Origin of the sequence: Undibacterium hunanense (genome assembly GCF_014284335.1) — a bacterium.
Lineage (GTDB): Bacteria > Pseudomonadota > Gammaproteobacteria > Burkholderiales > Burkholderiaceae_D > Undibacterium > Undibacterium hunanense.
Genome location: NZ_JACOGF010000021.1, coordinates 18,942 through 40,993, shown reverse-complemented (window position 1 = coordinate 40,993; position 22,052 = coordinate 18,942). Strand labels below are relative to the sequence as shown.

At 52.4% G+C, this 22,052-nt stretch carries 16 protein-coding genes; 7 read left to right on the top strand and 9 right to left on the bottom strand.

Going from position 1 to position 22,052, the window contains the following annotated elements; all coding sequences use genetic code 11:
• Nucleotides 1–170: 170 nt before the first annotated feature.
• Nucleotides 171–638, bottom strand: coding sequence for a phage regulatory CII family protein (locus H8L32_RS25840; RefSeq protein ID WP_230412425.1), 468 nt, complete (start codon nucleotides 636–638; stop codon nucleotides 171–173).
• 167 nt (nucleotides 639–805) lie between these two features.
• Here H8L32_RS25840 and H8L32_RS25835 point away from each other — a divergent pair, with 167 nt between their 5' ends.
• From H8L32_RS25835 to H8L32_RS25825, 3 genes are all read left to right on the top strand, one after another.
• Complete coding sequence (locus H8L32_RS25835) at nucleotides 806–1,570, top strand: hypothetical protein (RefSeq protein WP_222619499.1); 765 nt, start codon at nucleotides 806–808, stop codon at nucleotides 1,568–1,570.
• A gap of 105 nt (nucleotides 1,571–1,675) precedes the next feature.
• Nucleotides 1,676–2,491, top strand: coding sequence for a DUF2491 family protein (locus H8L32_RS25830; RefSeq protein ID WP_186950745.1), 816 nt, complete (start codon nucleotides 1,676–1,678; stop codon nucleotides 2,489–2,491).
• Between the two features lie 110 nt (nucleotides 2,492–2,601).
• Nucleotides 2,602–3,417 carry a hypothetical protein gene (locus tag H8L32_RS25825; protein ID WP_186950744.1) on the top strand — a complete coding sequence of 272 codons (816 nt, stop codon included), beginning with the start codon at nucleotides 2,602–2,604 and terminating at the stop codon, nucleotides 3,415–3,417.
• Between the two features lie 4 nt (nucleotides 3,418–3,421).
• On the opposite strand, the gene H8L32_RS25820 is transcribed toward H8L32_RS25825, so the two are convergent.
• On the bottom strand, nucleotides 3,422–4,312 hold the full coding sequence (locus H8L32_RS25820) for a methylglyoxal synthase (RefSeq protein WP_186950743.1): 891 nt from the start codon (nucleotides 4,310–4,312) through the stop codon (nucleotides 3,422–3,424).
• A 182-nt stretch (nucleotides 4,313–4,494) separates the two neighbouring features.
• Here H8L32_RS25820 and H8L32_RS25815 point away from each other — a divergent pair, with 182 nt between their 5' ends.
• On the top strand, nucleotides 4,495–5,256 hold the full coding sequence (locus tag H8L32_RS25815) for a tetratricopeptide repeat protein (protein WP_186950742.1): 762 nt from the start codon (nucleotides 4,495–4,497) through the stop codon (nucleotides 5,254–5,256).
• A 27-nt stretch (nucleotides 5,257–5,283) separates the two neighbouring features.
• Here H8L32_RS25815 and H8L32_RS25810 read toward each other — a convergent pair whose 3' ends face one another.
• The 6 genes from H8L32_RS25810 to H8L32_RS25785 all read right to left on the bottom strand — a co-directional run bounded on the left by H8L32_RS25810 (nucleotide 5,284) and on the right by H8L32_RS25785 (nucleotide 12,646).
• Complete coding sequence (locus H8L32_RS25810) at nucleotides 5,284–7,680, bottom strand: sensor domain-containing protein (protein WP_186950741.1); 2,397 nt, start codon at nucleotides 7,678–7,680, stop codon at nucleotides 5,284–5,286.
• Nucleotides 7,677–8,957 carry an HD-GYP domain-containing protein gene (locus tag H8L32_RS25805; RefSeq protein ID WP_186950740.1) on the bottom strand — a complete coding sequence of 427 codons (1,281 nt, stop codon included), beginning with the start codon at nucleotides 8,955–8,957 and terminating at the stop codon, nucleotides 7,677–7,679. Before H8L32_RS25805 ends, H8L32_RS25810 begins: the two co-directional genes overlap by 4 nt.
• A gap of 267 nt (nucleotides 8,958–9,224) precedes the next feature.
• Nucleotides 9,225–9,710, bottom strand: coding sequence for a YybH family protein (locus H8L32_RS25800; protein WP_230412424.1), 486 nt, complete (start codon nucleotides 9,708–9,710; stop codon nucleotides 9,225–9,227).
• 50 nt (nucleotides 9,711–9,760) lie between these two features.
• A complete protein-coding gene (locus tag H8L32_RS25795) occupies nucleotides 9,761–10,549 on the bottom strand; it encodes a DUF4349 domain-containing protein (RefSeq protein WP_186950739.1) in 789 nt (262 codons plus the stop codon).
• 9 nt (nucleotides 10,550–10,558) lie between these two features.
• A complete protein-coding gene (locus H8L32_RS25790; protein WP_186950738.1) occupies nucleotides 10,559–11,578 on the bottom strand; it encodes a transporter in 1,020 nt (339 codons plus the stop codon).
• A 108-nt stretch (nucleotides 11,579–11,686) separates the two neighbouring features.
• The gene (locus H8L32_RS25785) at nucleotides 11,687–12,646 is read right to left on the bottom strand and encodes a LysR family transcriptional regulator (protein WP_186950737.1); all 960 of its coding nucleotides are present in this window, start codon (nucleotides 12,644–12,646) and stop codon (nucleotides 11,687–11,689) included.
• A gap of 274 nt (nucleotides 12,647–12,920) precedes the next feature.
• Between H8L32_RS25785 and H8L32_RS25780 the strand changes: the two genes are divergently transcribed.
• The 3 genes from H8L32_RS25780 (at nucleotide 12,921) to H8L32_RS25770 (ending at nucleotide 18,033) form a co-directional block, all read left to right on the top strand.
• Complete coding sequence (locus tag H8L32_RS25780) at nucleotides 12,921–15,803, top strand: TonB-dependent receptor plug domain-containing protein (RefSeq protein ID WP_186950736.1); 2,883 nt, start codon at nucleotides 12,921–12,923, stop codon at nucleotides 15,801–15,803.
• A gap of 283 nt (nucleotides 15,804–16,086) precedes the next feature.
• Nucleotides 16,087–16,386 carry a hypothetical protein gene (locus tag H8L32_RS25775; protein ID WP_186950735.1) on the top strand — a complete coding sequence of 100 codons (300 nt, stop codon included), beginning with the start codon at nucleotides 16,087–16,089 and terminating at the stop codon, nucleotides 16,384–16,386.
• 9 nt (nucleotides 16,387–16,395) lie between these two features.
• On the top strand, nucleotides 16,396–18,033 hold the full coding sequence (locus tag H8L32_RS25770; RefSeq protein WP_186950734.1) for a tetratricopeptide repeat protein: 1,638 nt from the start codon (nucleotides 16,396–16,398) through the stop codon (nucleotides 18,031–18,033).
• A gap of 94 nt (nucleotides 18,034–18,127) precedes the next feature.
• Here H8L32_RS25770 and metH read toward each other — a convergent pair whose 3' ends face one another.
• Nucleotides 18,128–21,877 (bottom strand): methionine synthase, encoded by a 3,750-nt coding sequence (gene metH / locus H8L32_RS25765; RefSeq protein WP_186950733.1) that lies wholly within the window; start codon nucleotides 21,875–21,877, stop codon nucleotides 18,128–18,130.
• Nucleotides 21,878–22,052 lie beyond the last annotated feature (175 nt).

Below are 22,052 nucleotides of genomic sequence, written 5' to 3'. Positions count from 1 at the left end.
CCCTTATCCACTAAATTAGCCACCACATAAAATGCCGGATAAAGAATACATTTTTTAGCAATACAGGCCAGCTTTTCAGCAGATCTTCCGGCAGGTTTTACTACGATTACTGCAATGGTCTTTGCAGTAATCTATGTAAAAACTTCGGCAACAATGCCGGTAACTGCTGCTTAGTCTCTTTGCCTGTGATGTGCACGTATGCGCGCACGCCATTCTCCCAGCACCGTCAGTGCACTCTGGAATTCTCTTTCTATCAGATCGGCTTCGGCATCGGTGATCACACCATCGAGCAGGGCGGTTGATACCGCTTCGGCCACATCGCCAACACGGCTCATGACGCGGCATACGGTTTGCGACAGGTCATCTTCGCTGACCTGATCCGGTTCCGGAATGGCAAAGGCAGCCATGCCATGCCGGCTGAGCAGTGCATGCAAGGGCAGGTGCGCGTCTTTGACGCCCGCTTCGTGGCAATGCTCGACGATGATGGACAGCTCTTCAAACGATGGGTAATGCGACTCTATGCCGGGTGCCAGTTTATTGCGCAAGACATTCACCGAGACCCCCATCTTGTTGGCCAGTGCTTCCAAACCGCCAGGATATGCGCGCGCTATCTTGTACAGGGCGTCGTGTTGGTTCATATCCGAATATTTCCGTGTCATGGTGAATTCCCTAATTTATTACCGATGATCTTTGCATTTTTGCTCACTATGATGACATCCATCAAGCGATGAGGGATTGTACAGAGAGCTTAATCTTTTTTCTATAGACCAGGACCATGAACAATTTTTATCACAAGTTAATCATCATGATGGCACTGATTCTGCCCCTGATGGCCAATACGGTCAATGCGGCTGGCCGTTCCGGTGGTTCGTCCACGGGTTTCAAGGGCGGGTTCTCTTCACAAAGAAGCATGAGCAAGCCTGCACCATCGAAACCATCGAACACGGCGTTTGGCAGTTTTAACACGAGCAAACCGGCGACCAGCAGAAATTCTGATTCAGCCTTGAACCGTGACCTGCAAAAAAACCAGGCCCAGGCGAATGCCCTGAAAAGTATGGATGCGCGCAAGCAGGCCGCCACCTCGCCATCTACCCCGCCACCTTTGCCAGCACAGAATGCAGTTAGCAACATCGGTGGCCTCGGTAGCAGCAACAGCTTTGGTAACAATGCGGCCAACAGCGGTTTTGGTAATGCGAATACAGCCAGCATGAACCGGCCAATGACACCTGCACCGACAGCACCGGTGGGATTTAACAGCCCAGCGCCTGCACCTGTCATCGTGCAGCGCAGTGGCATCGGTGGTGGCATGGCAGGCGCCTTCATGGGTTTCATGCTGGGCAGCATGATCAGTCATCCGGCGGCGGCCGAACCTGCCGGGCCCCGTTCCAGCCAGCTGGAACCGATTGCTGGCCAGGGCAGTGTAGTCAGCGATGGTATTAGCGCCAGTGGTACCAGTAGTACCAGTGATACCAGCCTGCCAGCCTGCCAGCCGCAAATGCCCAGCCTGCCAGTGCAGTACAGGAAGAAGGCACAGGCTGGAAACTGCTGCGCCTGGCGGTATGGAGCCTGATTCTGGGTGGCCTGGGCTGGCTCATTTACAAAATCTGGCGAGTCGTCAAACCAGTCCGCAAGCAGGCTTCGACAGCACATTACAGTTTGGGAGGAAATTAATACCATGGCCTGGAAAGATGCATACCAATACGTAGGAAAAATTCTCGGCAGGCAGGACGCTGATCAGCAAAACCCACAAGACAGACATGCAGAAAGTGGCCGTCAGGATGCCGCCCTGCCACTGGGAGCACGTTTGGGCAGTGTGGTGAATTTGCAGAGGACACCATTGATACGCGCCATCAGCCAGGGTTCGCTGATTGTCATGCCGGATGAAGCTGAAACCCGCATCGTGGCCATCAGTCGCGTGCAGTTGCCGGTCAGCGGCAAGATGTACCGCTATTACCTGAATGCCGATGCCGAAGGGGGTGAAAAATTCCTGCAGTTGTATTGCGATGCCGATGACCAGTTGCAAGAGCTTTTGTATTGCAGTCACCTGACCCGCGTAATACCAGAAACGGTGGAAGACCAACAAGCCTTCCTCGGCGAAAACGGGTCTGGCCTGGGGGACCGCAGTTACAGCCTGTGGCGCCAGCAACTGGCTGACATAGGCTGGGATGAGGATACTCTGGACGCCGCATTTGCCGATGCCGACAGCCTGCTGTATGAGCGCGATATGGGTGACCCGGGGCTGGAATTTGTGGCACCTGTCAAAGGTATGGAAACCCGCATTGATGATGCCGGTGGCCAGCATGGCCTGCAACAGGAAGTGGTGTTCATGCCGTATCGCCGCAATCTGGCACCAGAGGGAGGGCAGACAGAATTATTGCTGATCAGCACAGAGATTTTACGTAGCAAGGATGGTGACGCCACACAGCGCGGCATCCATGTCGATTTCATGATTGCCTTGCCGCTGGAAGCGGAAAGGTTACTGGTGCAATAGCACCGTTTTTATGCAGCACCGAACTTGAAGTAAAACCGCTGAAGTACAGCACTTGAAGCACATCACTTGAAGCACAACACCGACCGCGTCACACACTGAAAGGAAGTAACATGAGTAACTTGAATGGCTGGGGCCTGACCGCACGTCTGATTTCCAAACACTTTGGTGCCTTGGGCGATAAAGTATCGGAAGCCATCGCCAATTTTGATCCGGAAACAGCAACAGAAGCCGATCGTGACCGCCTGGCAGCCACCCTGCGCGAAACAGCGCAAAAGCTGGCGGCAGCACGTTCCTCTTTCGACAAGGAACATATGGATGTCGTGCGTTTGCGTGAGCTGATCGCCAATGACGAAAAAGCTACCGCGACACTGGCAGACCGTCTCGCATCAGGTAAAATTTCTGAAGCAACAGTCAGCCTGTTTTGTGATGAGCTGGAAGCCAACAAGGCCCGTCTTCCTGTGGAAATGCAGGAAGAAGCCGATGCCCAGGAATACATGAACGAGTTGCAGAAAATCGTTGATGCCTTTTCCAAACAATTGGCTGATTTTGATGCAGCGGCCAAAAAAGCCCTGCAAAATCTGGCAGCGGCAAAAGCCCAGAAAGATCTGCAGCAATTACGGGTGGAAAGACAGGAGCAACTAAGCAATCTGTCCGTTATGCAAAGCCATTCGACGGCGCTGAATGCGCTGACCCGGCGTGCCCAGAATGTCAGCAACGAAGCGGCTGGCTTGCGCATCGTCGCCGACATTACGCAAAAACCGCTGGATCAGGCAGCCGAGATTGATGCTATCCGTAAATCGGTTGCCCAGGGTGACACTACTGGTGAAACCACGCTGGAAAGACTGAAGCGTCTGTCGGGCCAGAACGTGGCTGTAGCTGCAGCAGCCGCACCTGCTTCAACTGCCTCAGTTGCAAGCGCAGCCTGAGCGTTCAGATCGCCACTCTTTGCGTGAGCAAACTGAGCCAGCGGTCCGCACCACTGACTTCACTGATGACCTGGGAAAAATCAGTGACGGTGCGGGCCGCTCTTTCCAGTAGCTGGATGTCGGCTTCATGCTGGCGGGCCACATGCGGGTCTTCCAGAAACAGGATGCGGCGTATCTGGCGATCCAGCACCAGTTCTGCCAGTTGGGCATCGCCGCCCAGGGGGCCGGACAAGAATGGACGGGTCCAGTTCTTGCCGGCTTCTTCTCCCTTGATCTGTTGTGCCAAGCGGTTCAGTAAACCGCCGGTGGTGCCGGTGGCGTAACGACAGGCAAAGCGGTCCAGCAGGGCGAAATGTTTTTCTGCCATGGCCAGCATGCTTTCTTTCATTGCATCATGGGCGATCAGGGCGATGCCTTCCTGTTCCAGCAGAAAGCTGTCGTTCAGGCGGGTGTCTATACTGGCCCCGGCTGCCGTGGCTTCCAGTTCCAGCCATTCACGGGCGCTGGCCAGCGTAGCGAGAAAGGGTTTGCGATGAATGACGCACTGGCGTTTCAACGCCTGCGCTTCAGGGAAGACAGAAGACGGATCGACCGGATCGATCAGGTAAATCACCGCATCCACCGCCCGTGCCGGATCGGTATCGACGACACGTGACACCAGTTTCATCAAACCACCTTCCCTGCCGTAGGGAAAACGTTCTACACTGGGGCAGGCTTCCAGCAAGCCGTGGGAAATGATCGCATCCAGGGTACGACCGACGATCACCAGTTCCGCCTGCAAATGCCTTAGTGCCGGACCGGCGCCGTGCAGCAGCTGTACCAGGGCAGAGTTCGTTGCATCCTGGTGCGAGCGGTTGGCGATTAATCCTATGCGTAGCTTTTTGGTGACGGTCACGTTGGCTGTCCTTGAATGTAAGTGCTGGCAGATATTCTTAGTTTACCCTGTGTTTGCCCGCATGTACCGCAAACATGGGCTTTCTGGCTACATTTTGTTACCTATTCCAACAGTGGCGAAACACGCAGGCAATATGAGCAGCGTAGCATCGGGGTTCAGGCAATATGACAGGTGAGGATGATATGAAAAAGTGGCGACATCTGTTGGTGGTATTGACGATCATGCTGTCTTGCGCATCCGCTCTGGGTGACGATGACTTTGATGATGAAATGCAAGTCCGTCGCTGGGCCTTGCTGGGCGACACGCAGGCGCAAAATATGTTGGGCCTGCTGTATCTGGACAGCGAAGAAAGCATGCAAAACCGTCAGGAAGCCGCTTACTGGCTGGAACAGGCAGCCGATCAGGGGCATGCCGGTGCCCAGGCGAACCTCGGTGTCATGTATCTGATGGGGGAAGGCGAAGAGGCTGACGAAGCCCAGGCCTTCCGCCTGTTCCGCCGTGCCGCAACACAAGGCATGGCGTCTGCCCAACTGGCGCTCGGTTATATGTATGCAACCGGCAAGGGCGTCGAAATCAATCACGAAGAAGCGGTATTCTGGTATCAGCAGGCAGCCCAGCAGGGTAATGCCAGCGCCCAGCATCATCTTGCCCTGGCCTATCAGGATGGCGAAGGCGTTGATAAAAATGGCGAGCTGGCTGCCCATTGGGAAGGTCTGGCAGCAGACCAGGGTTTGTCTACCGCCCAGTTCCAGATGGGATTGCGCTATCTGCATGGCGACGGTGTAACACCCGACATGATGACAGGCTATGCCTATCTGTTGAAGGCCAGCATGAAGGTCGGCAGCATGGCCATGGACAGCCGTGAACTGGTCAGCAATGATCTGACGTCAGAACAAATCGCTGAGATTCGTGGTGACTCCCGTTACTGGAAGGCACCTTTGTAAAAGGACCTGTGTGTTTGAGCTGATTGCTCAGGACAGATAACGTTTTTCAAATTCTTCTGCCGATACGGCGGGAGAGAAAAGATAGCCCTGCATTTCATCACACAGCATCTTTTGCAGGAAGTCGCGTTGCTCTATGGTTTCCACACCCTCTGCCAGGACGCGCAATTTCAGGGCCTGGGCCAGGTGGATGATGGCTGTCACGATGGCGGCATCGCTTTCGTCGCTGGGCAAGGCATCGACAAACGAACGGTCAATTTTCAGTTTGTAGATGGGGAAGCGTTTCAGGTAACTGAGGCTGGAATAGCCGGTACCAAAATCATCGATCGCCAGTTTTACCCCCAGGTCGGCCAGTGACTGCAATCTTTTCAGGGCTTCTTCTGCATCCCGTATCAGAATGGATTCGGTCAATTCCAGTTCTATGCATTCTGGCTTCAAATCATTTTCCTGCAAGGCCAGGGCAATGCTTTCCACAAAATTCGATTGCTGGAATTGCAGCGCCGATACATTGATGGCGACCCGGATCTGTTTGCCATCTTTATTCCACAGCGCAGCCTGGCGGATGGCCGTTTGCATGACCCAGTTGCCGATGGGGACAATGACGCCAGATTCTTCGGCGATGGGAATGAATTGTGCGGGGCTGACTTCGCCCAGGTCCTTGTCGGTCCAGCGTAACAGGGCTTCGACACCCAGCAGTCTGCCTGTTTTCAGTTCTATTTGCGGCTGGTAATGCAGGCGAAACAGGTTGTGTTCCAGCGCCTGGCGCATGGCATGGTCCATCTTCATGCGTGACAGCAGGCCGATATTCATCTGGCGTTGGTAAAAGCGGAAGTCAGAACGGCCTCGTTCCTTGACGTAGTACATGGCGCTGTCGGCATTCTTGATCAGGTCAGCCATGCTGCTGCCATCGGCGGGGTAGAGTGCGATACCTATGCTGGAAGTGACGGTGAAGTTCATGCCATCCATGGAAAACGGTGCCGACAATTCATCCAGCACACGCCGCGCACAGATTTCTGCCCCTTCGGCATCGGCTTCATGCAGCAACAGCACAAATTCATCCCCCCCCAGACGTGATGCCGTATCCACCTGGCGTATGCATTTTTTCAGTCTTTCGGTGACCTGCTGCAAGACGCGGTCACCAAAAGGGTGGCCGAGAGAGTCATTGATCTGCTTGAAATGATCAAGATCAAGAAACAGCAGGGCAAACGTGCTGTTGTTGCGGCTGGAAATGGTGATGGATTGCTTGATGCGTTCTTGCAGCAGCAGGCGGTTGGGCAGACCGGTCAGTACATCAGAAAACGCCAGTTCCTCGATTTTTTGCTTGGCGGCATGGGTTTCTGTCCTGTCCTTGAAAAAACCGATGTAGTTCAGTGCCCTGCCCTGCGTATCGACAACCCTGACCAGTGAGATCATGCATAGATAGGCATGGCCATTCTTTCGTCTTATCCATAATTCACCTTCCCAGAAACCGAGGTTTTCCAGTTCCTTGAGCAGGTTTTCGACCTGTTCGGAATTACCTTCTTCGCAAAAGAATTCTTTCGGTGTCTTGCCCACCATTTCCGCTTCGCTATAACTGCTCAATCTTTCGAAACTGGGATTGGTGGTGATGATTTTTTGTTCAGCATCGGTGATGAAGATGGCGTCGGTGCTGGATTCAAAGACCTTGGCAGCCAGTTGCAGACGCGCTTCATCGGCCAGCCTTTGGGTAATATCTCGGTAGGAATAGACGCGGCCTATCGGGCGGCCGCGTGCATATTGCGGCAGGGTGACACGTTCCAGTATCTTGCCTGAACGCAGTACCAGCACATCGGTGGCTTCCATCAGCGGTGAACGGGTGATGGTGCCCAGTCGTTCGGTGTAGTGGTTGGCGTCCAGCATGCATTTGTCCATCCAAGCATAGATGGCATCGTCATCGCGTTGCGTCAGCAAATCATCGGGCAGGCCCCATAGTTCGGCAAACAGGTGGTTGTAGCTGCGGATGGCACCGTCCAGATCGGTAACCAGAATGCCGTCTGCCGTTGATTCCAGGGTTGCCCTTAATTCTGCGATGAGTTTTTCCAATTCATTTTCCACCTGTCTCTGACTGGAACGATCATGGATGGCGACGACATAAATGGAACCATCCATGCCGACCTTGACCAGGCTGACTCGTCTTTCCACCTGCACGATGGTTTCATCGGCACGTTGCAACAGCGTTTCTGAATGGATGTTGTCGGACAGGCCGGCGGCCACATCTTCCCAAAAGAATACGTCTTCCGGTGCGGCGGCCAGGTCTATGATGCCACGCCCTATCAGGGTGTCTGGGACCATTTTCAGCAGTTGATGGACGGCGCGGTTGGCAGCGACGATGCGTAACTGTATGGGGTCGACCAGCAATATGGCTTCCAGCATGCCTTCTATCAGTGCCTGCCATTGATGGGCCTTCATGATGTGGCCTCGCTTTCTGCCTCTGGCCCGATTTCCAGGCCGCGCTCAAAGAAATAGCACAGGCGCTTGCGGGGGGACAGGTAGTCGTAGGCAGCTTTTGGCAATTGCAGGGGTTTCAGGCTGCGGTGTATGCACAGCGTGCTTTCATGCTCCAGGTTGATGACCAGGGCTTCATCGCGTGGTACCGACGGGCTGTGGATGACGACTTTGGGTTTGATCGGACGGGCAGAATTAACCGACACCACCATGGCATACCGTTCATCGGTCAGTTGCACGACGGAGCCCGGCGGGTAAATACCCATCATGCGGATAAAGGCGGTCAGTGTCGCCGGATGGAATTGAGCTTTACGCTGGGTAAAAATCTGTGACAGGGCTTCATGCGGTGTTATTGCCAGTGCCGGGTTGGCTGGATTGCATAAATTGTCATACAGGTTCACCAGCGCCACGATGCGGCTGATGGGGCTGATTTTGTCGCCGCTGACTTTGCGCGGATAACCACTGCCGTCGGCATATTCATGGTGTTGCGCAACCAGCAGCATGGCATTGGGTGACAGGCCCATTTTGCGTGCGAGATTCAGGCCATGCATGACATGGTTATGGTAGAGCTGGTTTTCGGCATGGTTGAAATGTTCATCCTGCCAGCGCAGGCGGTCCGGCAGTTCGATCTTGCCGATGTCGTGCAGGATGGCACCGATGCCCAGGTCAAGCATGTCGGCCTTGCTCAGGTGCAGTGCCCGCCCCAGCAACAGGGAAATCACGGTCACATTGATGGAGTGCAGTGAGGTCTTTTCGCCGGCTTTTTCTGACAGCAGACGAATGGCGGCTTCATCTTCACCCAGGATTTCTCCCAGAAAGCCCTGTATCAGCTGTTCGGTCAGTTCCCTGGCTGTGACTGGCTGCGCATGGACGATTTCCGTGACTTGCTTGAAGGTTTGGGCAGCATGGGCGAATTGTCGCTCGCAGACCTGCAGGCTGGCTTGCTGGCTGGCCAGTAATTCCCGCCTTAGCCTGGCTGCATGGCTGGCAGCGCTTTCTTGTGGGCGGGGTTCAGATGCTACGGGTTCGGTTTTGCCGGCATCAATTTCGGGTGTGCTTTTGTCCGGTGCATAGCGGATGCGGTCCAGACCCAGAGAACGTATGGTGTCGATTTGTGACTGATTGCTGATCTTGAAATTGGAAACGGGAAAAGGATGGTCCATCCAGCCGACATCAAGATACACAAACATCCCTATGCGCAACTGGGAAAGCTCAATGAACTGTGTATGAATATCAGTCATGACGCCCGTTTCGTGATGACAGACCCTGTCATTTGATTTTTTATTCTTGCCAGACAGCTCATCGCTTGAGGTCTGGTGTTTTCACCCGCTTTATATTGAACCCACATGCAGTATAGTCATCCCTGTGCATAACATAAGTATGTAAGTTATGTATTGCACATGGTACAACAGTTTTTTGCAAAAATAGCTATAAATACACCAAATTGTGGGTTTTATGCCTGAATCCCACTATTTTTTGCGGATAAGTGACGGTTTTCCCGCGATTGCTCAGGGCTTGGCGCAGTCGCAGACATCATTACCCTTGTCAAAGATGATGCGCCAGACGCCCGGGCTTTCCTGACGCCAGATGGAAGTAAAGGTGGCGACGATTTTCCCTTGCGGGTCTTTGACAGGCCCGGTACTGAGCGCCAGCTGGCCAGAATTCAGGACTTCGACGGTTTCCGGTGCCCAGGAAAAAGGTGCAGTCGCACCTTCATAAAAGCGTTTCCAGGCATTGGCAACTTCCTGCTTGCCATGCAGGGCCTTTTTACCGGAGAAAAATATCGTTTCTTCTGACAGGAACTGGCTGAAGGCCTGGTGATCACGAACTTCCATGGTTTTGGCAAATGCGCGTTCGGTCTGCATGACCTGGCTGGCCAGATCAGTCATGCTAACGGCAGCATCCGCTGCCACCGCAGCCATTGGTGTATAGGCAAGCAGTGCTGCGAAAGCCAGGCTGCTGGCGAAAAACACGCGGGACAAGATCTTGCTCATGGGATCCTCCTTCATGAAAATGAATGTGGCAGACCTGAAGACAATGGCTTTTATGGCTTGGGGACCGTGGCTTTCTTCCTCCGCCACAACCAGCGTACTACCCAGACGCAGAAAAACAGGACGATGGACCATGGCAGTAGATAGGCGATGCCGGTAATCGCGGCAGCGACGCCCTGTGCCAGATTGCCAGCAAATCCTGACAGTGCCTGTTTGATGGGCTGGCTGAATGAGTGGGTATTGTCCGGCGTCAGTGTCACACTCAGCAGTTCGGTTTCTACTCTTTGCAGCAGTTGTTCACGTTTGCCGGACAGGGACTCTATCTGTTCCTGTACGCTGGCCAGTTCCTTGTTGGTCTTGATGAGGGCGTCAATGTCTGCGTTGGCGCGGCTACGCAGGGCTTCCAGCCGGGAGCGATAGTCATTCAGCATGGCCAGTTTTTTCTGGTTGTCCTGGATCGGTGCGGCCAGGTCTTCAGCTGTTACGGATTGGTGAATGACATCGCCTTGCCTGTTCAAATTGGCCAGCAATTTCTGGATTCCAGCCGGATTGGCGCGAAATTTAAGGCGGGCGCTGGCATATCGTCCTGTATCAAGCTTGGCTTCCAGGATCACACATTGTTCAGCTTGCAGGGTCAGGCAGAATTGCTGCGCTGCTGCATGCATGGGGCCGATTTTTTGCTCGTCCACTTCCAGTTCCAGGAAGTGTGCATAGGCCAGGGTCTTGTTGCTGCCGCCTGTTCTGCCCGCTTCGGCAGCATTGCCACCGCCAGCGCTGCCTTCTTTTTTTCCGCAGGCCAGCAGGCTCAGACACATCAGGATGGCAAGAAAGGTGACGCGCATCATTTGCTCCTAGTCCTTGTTGTTTTTCTTGAATGCCAGCCATCCGGCAATGACGGTAAAGGTGGCGACGATGGCAACCACGATCCAGAAGCCGTCTTCATGCTGTGCCAGCGGAATGCCGCCGACATTCATGCCCAGCAGGCCGGCGATGATATTGATCGGCAGGGCCAGCACGGTGACGATAGTCAGCACGAACAAGGAGCGGTTGTTTTGTTCATTGACGCTGGCGGCAATTTCTTCCTGCAAGAGTTTGATGCGTTCCTGCAGCGATGCCATGTCGCTCAGCACAACGGCAAATTCCTCGGTGGATTGACGCAGCTCCTGCACATCGCTTTCTGCTACCCAGACTGGCGGTCTTTGCAGCAGGCGGAACAGGGCTGCCGGTTCTGGTGCCAGCAGCCTTTGCAGGCGTACCAGCACACGGCGCAGTTCACCCAGGTTGGCACGCTTGTGGTTCAGGCGGTCTGCCAGCAAATGGTCTTCGATGTCATCAATCTTTTTGATGACATTGCGTACGATGCCGATCAGGACATCGGCCTGGTCACGCAAGAGATGGGTCAGCAATTCGGTCGGCGAACTGAAATGCTCGCCCTGGTTGACGGCATTGCGCAGACGGTCCACCGATTGCAGCGGCTTGCGCCTGGCGCTGATCATGATGGTGCCGGTGACGTTCAGCCACAAGGTGGCAATGTCGGATGCTTCAAAGGCAAAGTCATGCAGCACATCGTTCACCACCGCAATCAGGCTGTGATCGGCATGTTCGATGCGGGTGGAGCGTGAACCTTCGTGCAGGGTTTCATAAAATTCCTCCGGCAAATCGGCGTGTTCATGCAGCCATTTTTCTGCCGCCACATTCGACAGATTGAAATGCAGCCAGATAAAGGAATCATCCCTGGTGCTGTTTCTGGATTGCAGCCATTCCAGGGCATCTTTGGTTTGTATGAGTTTGCCGGGCTGCCCGTGAGCAAAAACATAACCGCAGATGAGTCCTGACTGATCCGAACCGTAAGATAATTGATCTGTTTGCATTGACTGTCCAGGCGAAGAAACTGGCGACATTGTAAATCAGCACCGCTTTCTTCACGGCAGACTTTCAGCGCAATTTGTCTGGAATGTCTGGCTTGTGACAGTTTGGTGTCAACTGATCAGCATATTCTTGTATGTCAGCGAAGCCTGGCGTATGCAATCCTGGAAAGTCAGTGCAGCATGGGACAGTGGCCGGGTCTTGTTCCAGATCATGCCGACCGGGCTGGGCAATGGGCCCAGATTCAGCGGCAGGATTTGCAATACACCTTCTGCCACAGACTGGCGGGCTGCCGACAGCGACAGCAGGCCCAGGCGTGGTGGCTCCATCAGCAAAGGCAGGTTGACCGAGCGGGATACCGATTCGATGACATCAGTCGGTTTGTTGACGCCGTTTTTGGCCAGCAGGTTCACCATGCGCTTGTAGGTCGGTGATTCTTCGACTGACAATATCCATGGCAGATTATTCAAATCCTTCCAGGTCAGGTTGTCGCGATGTGCCAGCGGGTTTTTACTGGACGTGACGATGACCAGCGGATCGTCGTACAGCACTTCTTCTTGCAGATGCTCGGCAGCACGCTCAGAAAACACACGGCCGATGACGATATCGAGCTTGCCTTCACGCAGATCCTGCAATTGCTGGTCGACAGTACCGTCCATGATGCGGATGGTCACATTCGGCCAGTTGGTTTTGAGTATCTTGACCGCCTTGGGGACGATGGTGGTCGACACCACGCTCAGGATACCTATCGTGACCTTGCCGACAGTGCCGGTGGCCAGTGAACGCATTTCCTGATGCGCTTTTTGCAAATTGAATAAGACTTCCCTTGCATGTTTGATCAGACATTCACCGGAGGGTGTTGGTTTTATACCACGCCCGGCTCTTTCGAACAGCTTGACGCCTATCCCTTCTTCCATCTCGCCCAGCATCTTGGAAACAGCCGGTTGGCTGACATGCAAAGACGCCGCAACCTGAGCAACCGTCTGCTTGTCAGCCAGTTCGACCAGCAAGCGAAGATGCTTGATTTTGAGGTGGCGAGCAAAATACTTTTCTATGGGCAACGAATCAATCATAACGATATAGGTATATTTTTCCGCCAAATTCTCATTGGACGGTAATGAAATGGTAATGGGATCATACACGCATGAAACAAAGTGTAACAACCCGCTTGTAGTCATCACGCTGACAAATATCAAACTTTGTTAGCAAATTTGCAGGCGTCTTTGCGCATTTCTGTCAAGCAGCGCTTTGGTTCGACCACGATCCGGCATCTCAGTTCATAAGAACTTGCCGGATTTGTCTTTTTTGCAGTTTGAACCTATCCACGATTTACCAAGGAGAGACTGAATGTTTTATCAAGAGAAGAAATGTGCTTACGCCGTAAAACTGGCGTTGGCAATGTTGTCCAGCGGCGTACTGGCAAGTGCCCAGGCGCAGGACGTGAAGTCTGAACCAGCTGAAAAAATTCAAAAAATTGAAGTCACAGGTTCACACATCAAGCGTATCGACAAGGAAGGTACATCTCCTATCCAGACGCTGACAGCAAAAGACATCAGCCAAAGTGGTGCAACCACTGTTGCCGAATTGCTGCGCACTATACCAGCCCTGGGTAGTGGCGGTGCATTTGACGCGGTTGATGGCGGTTTTTCTCGCGGTGTGGCAACAGCATCCCTGCGTGGTCTGGGTTCCAGCTCCACCCTGATTCTGCTGAACGGCCGTCGCATGACGCCATCCGCCTACGCTAACCCTAACCAGGGTCAGTCGACACTGTATGACATCAACAGTATTCCTCTGTCGATGCTGGAACGCGTAGAGATTTTCAAAGACGGTGCTTCTGCCGTGTACGGTTCCGACGCGATTGCCGGTGTTATCAACTTTATCACCAAGAGCGATTACCAGGGCGTACAGATGAACGCCACCGTGGGCGCGAATGATGACAACAAGTTCAAAAAGAAAAGCGCCAGCGTTTCTGCCGGTTTTGGTAATTATGGCCAGGATGGCTATAACGTCACTTTCAGCGCTGAAGTATCCAAGCGTGACCGGGTTGCCATCAAGGATGCCAACGACGTAGAAAAAGACTTGTACAGCACACTCAACAGCCGTTTGTCGCCGTATGCCAGCAGCATCAGTAACCAGCCTTTCTTCTATCGCGAACGTACTCCGGGCAGCAAGACTTTCTTCTCGTCAAACGACGCGAACGTGGTCAACCGCACCAATTGCGATCCTTCACGTCTGATCACTGGCGGTTCGCAATACAATATCGGCGCTACCAGCGTTTTGTACAACCGCCAATTCTGTAACTACAACACCGATGACTTCGCTGAAGTACAGGGTGCAGGCCAGGACATCAGCGCGATGTCACGTGGCATTTATCAGATCAATGACACCTTGTCCGCGTTTGCCGAAGTGGCTTACAGCAAGACAGACCGCGATTACACAGGTTCTTCACGCTCCATCGATGGCCGTACGCCATCCACAGCATTTGCATTGTCGGGCGCAGGTACACCGTTCCAGGCAATCTTGCCGGTAGGCCATCCTGACAATCCTTTCCCGACCAGCCGTGCTGCAGTTGTATACCGTTTTGAAAACGTCGCAGGTGGTACCAACACCACGAACGAAGCCCTGCGTTTCGCATCCGGCCTGAAAGGTAGCTACAAGAACTGGGACTGGGAAACTGGCGTGTTGTGGAACCGTTCCGAGCGTACAGATATTTCCAATGGTTTCCTGTTGCTGCCAGAAGTGCAAAAGCTGATAGACCAGAACATGTCTCTGGCCGATGTCGCCAAACAGCCTAACCTGAGCCGTGCACTGAAGAGTGTCGGTATTGCTGAAATTGCACAAGCCGATTTCAAGGCAAGTACAGAATTCGGTAGCCTGCCAGGTGGCGCAATTGGTTTTGCATCCGGTCTTGAATTCCGTCAGGAAAAAATGACTTTGACACCAGATAATCTGACCAGCTCCGGTCAGGTCCTGGGTCTGGCCAACCAGTTCATTCAGGGCCAACGTAATGTGACTTCTGCTTTCTTCGAAGTACGTACACCGTTCCTGAAAAACTTTGAAATGGATTTTGCTGGCCGTGTCGACAAATACCCTAGTTTCAAAACCAATTTTGTGCCAAAAGTGGGCGCAAAATGGACTGTGAATGATTCCCTGGCTTTCCGTTCGACTTATGCACAAGGTTTCCGTGCACCTGCGCTGGTACAGGTTACTGCTGGTGGTACACAGACTTTCCTGAACAGTCTGGTTGATCCTATCCGCTGCCCGGACGGCAAAACACCATTGACAGGTGCCGACAATACCGATTGCTCAAGAAGCATTTCGACGCTGATCCGTCAAAATCCTAACCTGAAGCCAGAAACTTCCAGAAGCTTCTCGCTGGGCATGATCTTGTCACCAACACGTGATTTCGACATCCTGGTTGACTACTACAACATCCGCAAGGAAGATGAAGTAGCAGCCCTGTCGTCCACACTGATCCTGAACAACCAGGATGCGTATCCAGGCACAGTGATTCGTGATACCAATCCCGTCAATTTTGTCAAAGACAAAAACGGCAATGTGATCCCGAATTCCGGCCCTTTGATTTCCCTGTTGCGTAACTACATCAACCAGGGCAGCACCGTGGTGAGTGGCGTTGACGTGGAAATGGCAATGCGTAACAACCTGGGCAGTAACGGCAAGCTGGATACCCGTTTCCGTACTTCTTACACGATAGAATTCCGTCGTGCAGAAAAACCGGGCGATCCTGAAACCAATCTGGTCGGTACACGCGGTGGTATTTCCAACTTCTCTACCAGTGTTGGCGACATCCCGCGTCTGCGTGCAAGCCTGTCCTCTTCCTGGACCAAGGCAGCGCACACAGTCAATGGTGCAATCAACTTCACTGGTGGCGTTTCCCTGATGCGTTACACCAATGCATCTGAAACGTATCCGGTTGCTTACTGCCACTACGGCAGCGGCCAGCCAGCGACAGCCACTTCCCTGGGCGGCGTTGCCAAGTACCTGACGTATGTACCTGAATGCGCAGTAGCCAGCTGGACTACGGTAGATCTGGGATACACCTACAAAGGCTTCAAAGACGTGACCATCGGTGTACGTGTATTGAACGCCATGGATTCCAAAGCGCCTTACGATCCTAGCTCCAGCTACACCACCAGCGGCTATAACGACAGCCTGCACAATGCCTATGGCCGTGCATTCCGTCTGAATGTCGGTTACGTGTTCAAGTAATCCATGTAATAGCAACTAACAAGCAACTAACAAGTAACTTACAAGCAGCAGGGACGCAAGTCCCACTCTGATGCCGTTCAGTGAATCACTGAGCGGCATTTTTTTTACGCAAATCGTTTGCTCCGCAAACGAATGCAAATTCCCGCGCCTGTTACCCGGCAGAATTATCCGCTTGGGGGTTTTGATAAATTAGTATAATGATAGTGAGTACAGGGAAGAACATGGTTTTACCTGTGATATATCGCTGCAATGAATCAATATTGATTCCACAAAAGGGAAAGTCATGATTAGTTGGTTTAGTGCTAAAGAGGCAAAAGATTTTGGCCTGCAACTGGCTGAATTTGTGGTTGCTCAAATGCCAACAGAGCTTGCTGCAAAAAAAGACAAAACGTTCAAAAAGCGTATCAAGATCTTGCAGCAGCTGGAACAGAAAATACACAACTTCAAGCTTGAGCACCGCCTGAACATTTATAAAAAAGCGCAATTCGGCAATGTTTTCAAATGGCATTTGCTGGAGCAGGGTTTCGACAAGGAAGTGGTGGAAGAACTGACCAACATCGTGATGAAAGAAATCGGGAAATAGAGCGACGGCATGTTCAAGCTAATTAAAAATATATTTTCCGCTGCCAAAGAACCTGTAGACACGGTACCGAAGGCAAGTGGTCCGACAGCTGCCGAGTTACAAGAAAAGGCTGGCCTGTTGTTCAGTGACGGGCGCATTTTACAGGCCAAGGATTTATATGAACAAGCCGTAAGACTCGATCCGACCTTAGCCAAAGCCCACAGCATGCTGGGTTTTTTGTATCTGGAAGAAAAAAATCCCTTACGGGCGCAACATCACATAGTCAAGGCATTGGAGCTTGATCCTTCGCTTGCCAATGCGCATTATTTGATGGGCAGTATCTTGTATGACCAGGGTAAAATAGCATCGAGTGTCGCCAGCTATCAAAGGGCTATTGAACTCGATAATAATCAACCCTTTGCCTACCGGGATCTCGGTATGGCTTACATCATGCTAGGTCAGGCGCAAGAAGCGAATGTGATCGTTGACCGTGGCCTGGAACTATTTCCTGATTTTTGTGACCTGCATTACTACAAAGGGAATTTGTACTCACTGGCATTGGACTATTTGTCGGCAGAGAAAAGCTATTCACAGGCGCTTTTCGTGGACAAGAAATCGTTGATGCTATACACCGATTTGGCCAATGCGCAGGCACAGCAGAATAAAGTCGAAGACGCGATCAAAACCTATCAATTGGCATTGACGGAATTTCCTGACGCGGCTGAAGTGAAACTCAGTGTGGGAATTTCCCAACTCTTATTGGGTGATTACCTTCAGGGATTCAAAAGCTATGAGCTGCGTTTAAAGAGCTTCATGCTGGATTTTATGTCGACACTACCCAAGGAGGCGCGCTGGACAGGTCAGCAGGATTTATCAGGAAAAGATATCCTGCTGATTACGGAAGAAGGGCATGGCGATACCATACAATTTATTCGCTTTGTAAAGTTGCTTAAATCAAAAAAATGTAAGGTAATTGTCGTTGCCTCACCTTTACTCAAGCGCCTGTTGGTAACGATAGATGGTATAGACGAGGTACGGGACTTTGGTGATGAAATTGCTTTCGACTATTATTCACCTTTAATGAGCCTGCCTTTATTGCTTGGTACCACGGTTGATACTATTCCTAAAAATAGTTCTTATATTTCAAGCGAACCTGAACGTGTTGGCGTGTGGCGCAAAAAACTGAGACCGAAAAGAAATAAGCCATTAGTAGGCATTGCCTTGACCGGTAATCCCGAACATAAAAGAAACAAGAGCAGGTCACTGGATATGAAGCTGGCAGCCAGACTGTTTTCAGTTGATGCTGACTTTATTATTTTGCAGAAAGATCTATCAGAGTACGACCGGGAGATACTCCGTCATTACCCCCATGTCAGACATTATGGACCGGAGATGCACGACTTTTCGGATACGGCGGCTCTAGTGGATTTGGTAGATCTGGTGATTTCCATAGACACTTCCATCGCGCATCTTGGCGGTGCCATGGGCAAGCCGACCTGGGTTTTGATTGAATACAATCCTGATTGGCGCTGGCTATTAGATAGAACCGATAGCCCGTGGTACCAATCTGTACGCTTGTTCCGTCAACCCAAAGTAAGGGATTGGGATAGTGTGGCTGACGATGTAAAACAGGCGCTTGAGTCTTTCAGGCAAACTTTGCCTGCCTGAATTTCAAGCCCTTAAGCTTTCACGCTGCCAGGGCTGTTCACAAATAAAGCGGTAAGCGAATTTGAAAACAGCCCTGGTGGAAACGCATTACAAATTACAGATTCGGCGCCAGCCAGCGTTCCACTTCTTCCTTGGGTACATCGCGTCGTTCAGCCATATCGGTGACCTGGTCATCTGCGATTTTACCTACACTGAAATATTTCGATTCAGGATGGGCAAAGTAAAAGCCCGATACTGCCGCGCCGGGTATCATGGCCCATGATTCAGTGATGTACATCTCGATTTCTTCACATTGCATCTGCTGGAACATCTCGGTCTTGACCGTATGTTCTGGGCAGGCCGGGTAACCAGGTGCGGGGCGTATGCCCTTGTAGTTTTCCTTGATCAGGTCTTCATTGGAGAGGGCTTCGTCGGCGACATAACCCCACAGGTCTTTACGTACGCGTTCATGCAGGTATTCGGCAAAGGCTTCAGCCAGACGGTCTGCCAGTGACTTCAGCATGATGCTGCTGTAGTCATCATGCGCATCTTCAAAGCGCTTTTCATACTTTTCTATACCCAGGCCAGCGGTCACAGCAAACATGCCTATATAGTCCTTGATGCCGCTGTCTTTTGGCGCGATGAAATCTGACAGGCACTGGTTGGGTCTTTGCACGCCATCAATGATGGGTTTCTCGGTTTGCTGACGTGTGCCGTAATAAGTCAGGGCCACCTGGCTACGGGTGTCGTCGGTATAGATTTCTATATCATCGTCGTTGACGGTATTGGCAGGCAGCAGGGATACCACGCCATTCGCCGTCAGCCAACGGCCTTCGATGATTTTCTTCAGCATGGCCTGGCCTTCGGCAAATACTTTGGTCGCAGCTTCGCCGACCACTTCATCAGTCAGTATCGCCGGGAAAGGACCAGCCAGATCCCAGGTCTGGAAGAACGGGCCCCAGTCTATGTAATTGGCAATCGTCGCCAGATCAATGTTCTTGAACAGGCGGCGGCCTATAAATTTGGGTTTGACCGGCGCATTGCTGCCAGTGAAATCCACTTTCATTTTATTCGCACGGGCTTGTGCCAGTGTGACCATGGGCGTGGCTTTTTTATTCGCATGCTGGGTGCGGATGCGCTCGTAATCACTGCCCAGGTCAGCGATGTACTGGTCACGGCTCTCCGGCGTCAGCAGCGACTGCGCAACCGACACTGAGCGCGAAGCATCAGCCACATACACAACTGGGCCTTCATAATTCGGCGCAATCTTCACCGCAGTATGGGCACGGCTGGTAGTTGCACCGCCTATCAGCAACGGGATCTTGAGCATGCGGAAATGTGGGTCACGCTGCATCTCTTTGGCGACGTAAGCCATCTCTTCGAGTGACGGTGTGATCAGGCCGGACAAGCCTATGATGTCGGCATTTTCTGCCTTGGCCTTGGCCAGAATTTCCGAACAGGGCACCATTACGCCCATGTTGACCACTTCGAAATTATTACACTGCAATACTACGGTCACGATGTTCTTGCCTATGTCATGCACATCACCCTTGACGGTGGCGATGACGATCTTGCCCTTGGGCTTGTTGTCGCCGCTGCGTTTCTTTTCTTCTTCGATGTAAGGGATAAGGTGGGCAACTGCCTGCTTCATGACGCGGGCAGATTTCACTACCTGTGGCAAGAACATTTTGCCCTGGCCAAACAGGTCACCAACGATATTCATGCCTGCCATCAATGGGCCTTCAATGACCTGGATAGGGCGACCACCAGCATCCATGATGGCAGCGCGGGCTTCTTCAGTATCTTCGACGATCCAGTTGGTGATACCGTGTACCATCGCATGCGACAGACGTTTTTCTACCGGTTCGTTACGCCATTCCAGCGTCGCTTCTTCCTTCTTGCCACCGGCTTTGAGCGTGGCAGCAATTTCTATCATGCGTTCGGTTGCGTCTTCCCGGCGGTTCAGCACCACGTCTTCGACACGCTCGCGCAATTCAGCATCGAGTTCACTGTAGACACCGACCATACCGGCATTCACGATGCCCATGGTCATACCTGCCTTGATGGCGTGGTAAAGGAATACCGTGTGTATTGCTTCACGTGCCGGGTCATTGCCACGGAAAGAGAAACTCACGTTCGAGACACCGCCGCTGATCTTGGCACCGGGCAGGTTCTTGTGTATCCAGTCCGTCGCTTCAATAAAGTCGACGGCGTAATTATTGTGTTCTTCAATACCGGTGGCGACCGCGAAAATATTCGGGTCAAAGATAATGTCTTGCGGATCAAAATCCAGGCTATCCACCAGCAGGCGATAGGCACGTTCGCAAATTTCCACCTTGCGCGCATAAGTATCCGCCTGGCCTTTTTCGTCAAAGGCCATGACGATGACGGCTGCGCCATAACGCTTGCACAGCGTGGCCTGACGCAGGAATTCTGCTTCGCCCTCTTTCATGGAAATCGAATTGACGATAGCCTTGCCCTGCACGCATTTCAGGCCAGCTTCGATGACTGTCCATTTCGACGAGTCGATCATGATAGGCACGCGCGCGATGTCAGGTTCGGACGCGATCAGGTTCAGGAAGCGTGTCATCGCTGCCAGTGAATCCAGCATCGCTTCATCCATGTTGATGTCGATGACTTGCGCGCCGTTTTCTACCTGCTGACGGGCGACTGCCAGCGCTTCATCGTATTGCTCATTCAAAATCAGGCGGGCGAATGCTTTCGAGCCAGTGACATTAGTACGTTCACCAACGTTGACGAACAATGAGCTTTCATCGATCGTAAACGGTTCCAGGCCAGACAGGCGCATCGCTGCCGGTACGGTCGGGATATCGCGTGGTGTGCGGGTTTGCAGGATGTCGGCAATCGCCTTGATATGGTCAGGCGTGGTACCGCAGCAGCCACCGGCGATATTGATGAAACCGGCTTCGGCAAATTCTTTCAATAAGGCTGAGGTATCTGCTGGCAATTCATCAAAGCCGGTATCGCTCATGGGATTGGGCAAACCGGCATTCGGGTAAATGCAGACAAAGGTGTCGGCTATCTTCGACAATTCTTCTGCATACGGGCGCATCAGGGCAGCACCAAGGGCGCAGTTCAAACCTACTGTCAATGGTTTTGCGTGACGTACCGAATTCCAGAACGCCGGTACCGTCTGGCCCGACAGGATACGGCCAGACGCATCGGTTACCGTGCCAGAAATCATGATGGGCAGGCGGGTGCCGGTTTCTTCAAAAAACTGATCGATGGCGAACAGCGCAGCTTTACAGTTCAGGGTATCGAAAATGGTTTCGACCAACAGCACATCGGCACCACCTTCAACCAGGCCACGGGTTTGTTCCAGATAGGCTGCCACCAGTTGGTCGAAAGTGACATTACGGGCTGCCGGGTCATTCACATCTGGTGAAATCGATGCTGTTTTTGGTGTAGGGCCCAGGGCACCTGCCACATAGCGTGGTTTGTCTGGTGTCGAATATTTGTCGCAGGCAGCGCGTGCGATTTTGGCTGAGGCGACATTCATCTCATAGGCCAGATGCGCCATGTGGTAGTCATCCTGCGCGACAGTAGTGGCACCAAAGGTATTGGTTTCTATCAGGTCGGCACCGGCTGCCAGGTATTGTTCATGGATTTCGGAAATGACATGCGGCTGTGTCAGCGACAGCAGTTCATTATTGCCCTTGACGAAGAGTTCACGCACGGTTTCGGGACCGGTAAAGTCCTTGAAACGCTCGCCGCGATAATCTTCTTCCGTCAGTTTGTAGCGCTGGATCATGGTGCCCATGGCGCCATCGAGTATCAGGATGCGCTTTTGCAAAATCTCGCGCAAACGGGTTTCGAGGGCAGATACAGGCAGGGTCGTAGTCATGATGTTCACTCAAAAAAGCAGGGCTTATACAAAATTGTTGCGGCAAGGAATAAGCGGCAGCAGTTTTGTATCAGTCCTGATAAAACAAAACCCGATCGGCTTGTGTGTGCAGGCGGATCGGGCGACGTCCTTTTAGCAGCACTTATTACGCGCCCGCAATCTGAATCTCAAATCG

Bases quoted from the DNA above. Each gene is read 5' to 3' on its own strand.
- H8L32_RS25840 (WP_230412425.1), bottom strand. From the start codon at position 638: ATGAACCAACACGACGCCCTGTACAAGATAGCGCGCGCATATCCTGGC.
- H8L32_RS25800 (WP_230412424.1), bottom strand. From the start codon at position 9,710: ATGAGCAAGATCTTGTCCCGCGTGTTTTTCGCCAGCAGCCTGGCTTTC.
- H8L32_RS25795 (WP_186950739.1), bottom strand. From the start codon at position 10,549: ATGCGCGTCACCTTTCTTGCCATCCTGATGTGTCTGAGCCTGCTGGCC.
- H8L32_RS25810 (WP_186950741.1), bottom strand. From the start codon at position 7,680: ATGAAGGCCCATCAATGGCAGGCACTGATAGAAGGCATGCTGGAAGCC.
- H8L32_RS25775 (WP_186950735.1), top strand. From the start codon at position 16,087: ATGATTAGTTGGTTTAGTGCTAAAGAGGCAAAAGATTTTGGCCTGCAA.
- H8L32_RS25835 (WP_222619499.1), top strand. From the start codon at position 806: ATGATGGCACTGATTCTGCCCCTGATGGCCAATACGGTCAATGCGGCT.
- metH (WP_186950733.1), bottom strand. From the start codon at position 21,877: ATGACTACGACCCTGCCTGTATCTGCCCTCGAAACCCGTTTGCGCGAG.
- H8L32_RS25780 (WP_186950736.1), top strand. From the start codon at position 12,921: ATGTTTTATCAAGAGAAGAAATGTGCTTACGCCGTAAAACTGGCGTTG.
- H8L32_RS25805 (WP_186950740.1), bottom strand. From the start codon at position 8,957: ATGACTGATATTCATACACAGTTCATTGAGCTTTCCCAGTTGCGCATA.
- H8L32_RS25815 (WP_186950742.1), top strand. From the start codon at position 4,495: ATGAAAAAGTGGCGACATCTGTTGGTGGTATTGACGATCATGCTGTCT.
- H8L32_RS25825 (WP_186950744.1), top strand. From the start codon at position 2,602: ATGAGTAACTTGAATGGCTGGGGCCTGACCGCACGTCTGATTTCCAAA.
- H8L32_RS25830 (WP_186950745.1), top strand. From the start codon at position 1,676: ATGGCCTGGAAAGATGCATACCAATACGTAGGAAAAATTCTCGGCAGG.
- H8L32_RS25790 (WP_186950738.1), bottom strand. From the start codon at position 11,578: ATGCAAACAGATCAATTATCTTACGGTTCGGATCAGTCAGGACTCATC.
- H8L32_RS25785 (WP_186950737.1), bottom strand. From the start codon at position 12,646: ATGATTGATTCGTTGCCCATAGAAAAGTATTTTGCTCGCCACCTCAAA.
- H8L32_RS25770 (WP_186950734.1), top strand. From the start codon at position 16,396: ATGTTCAAGCTAATTAAAAATATATTTTCCGCTGCCAAAGAACCTGTA.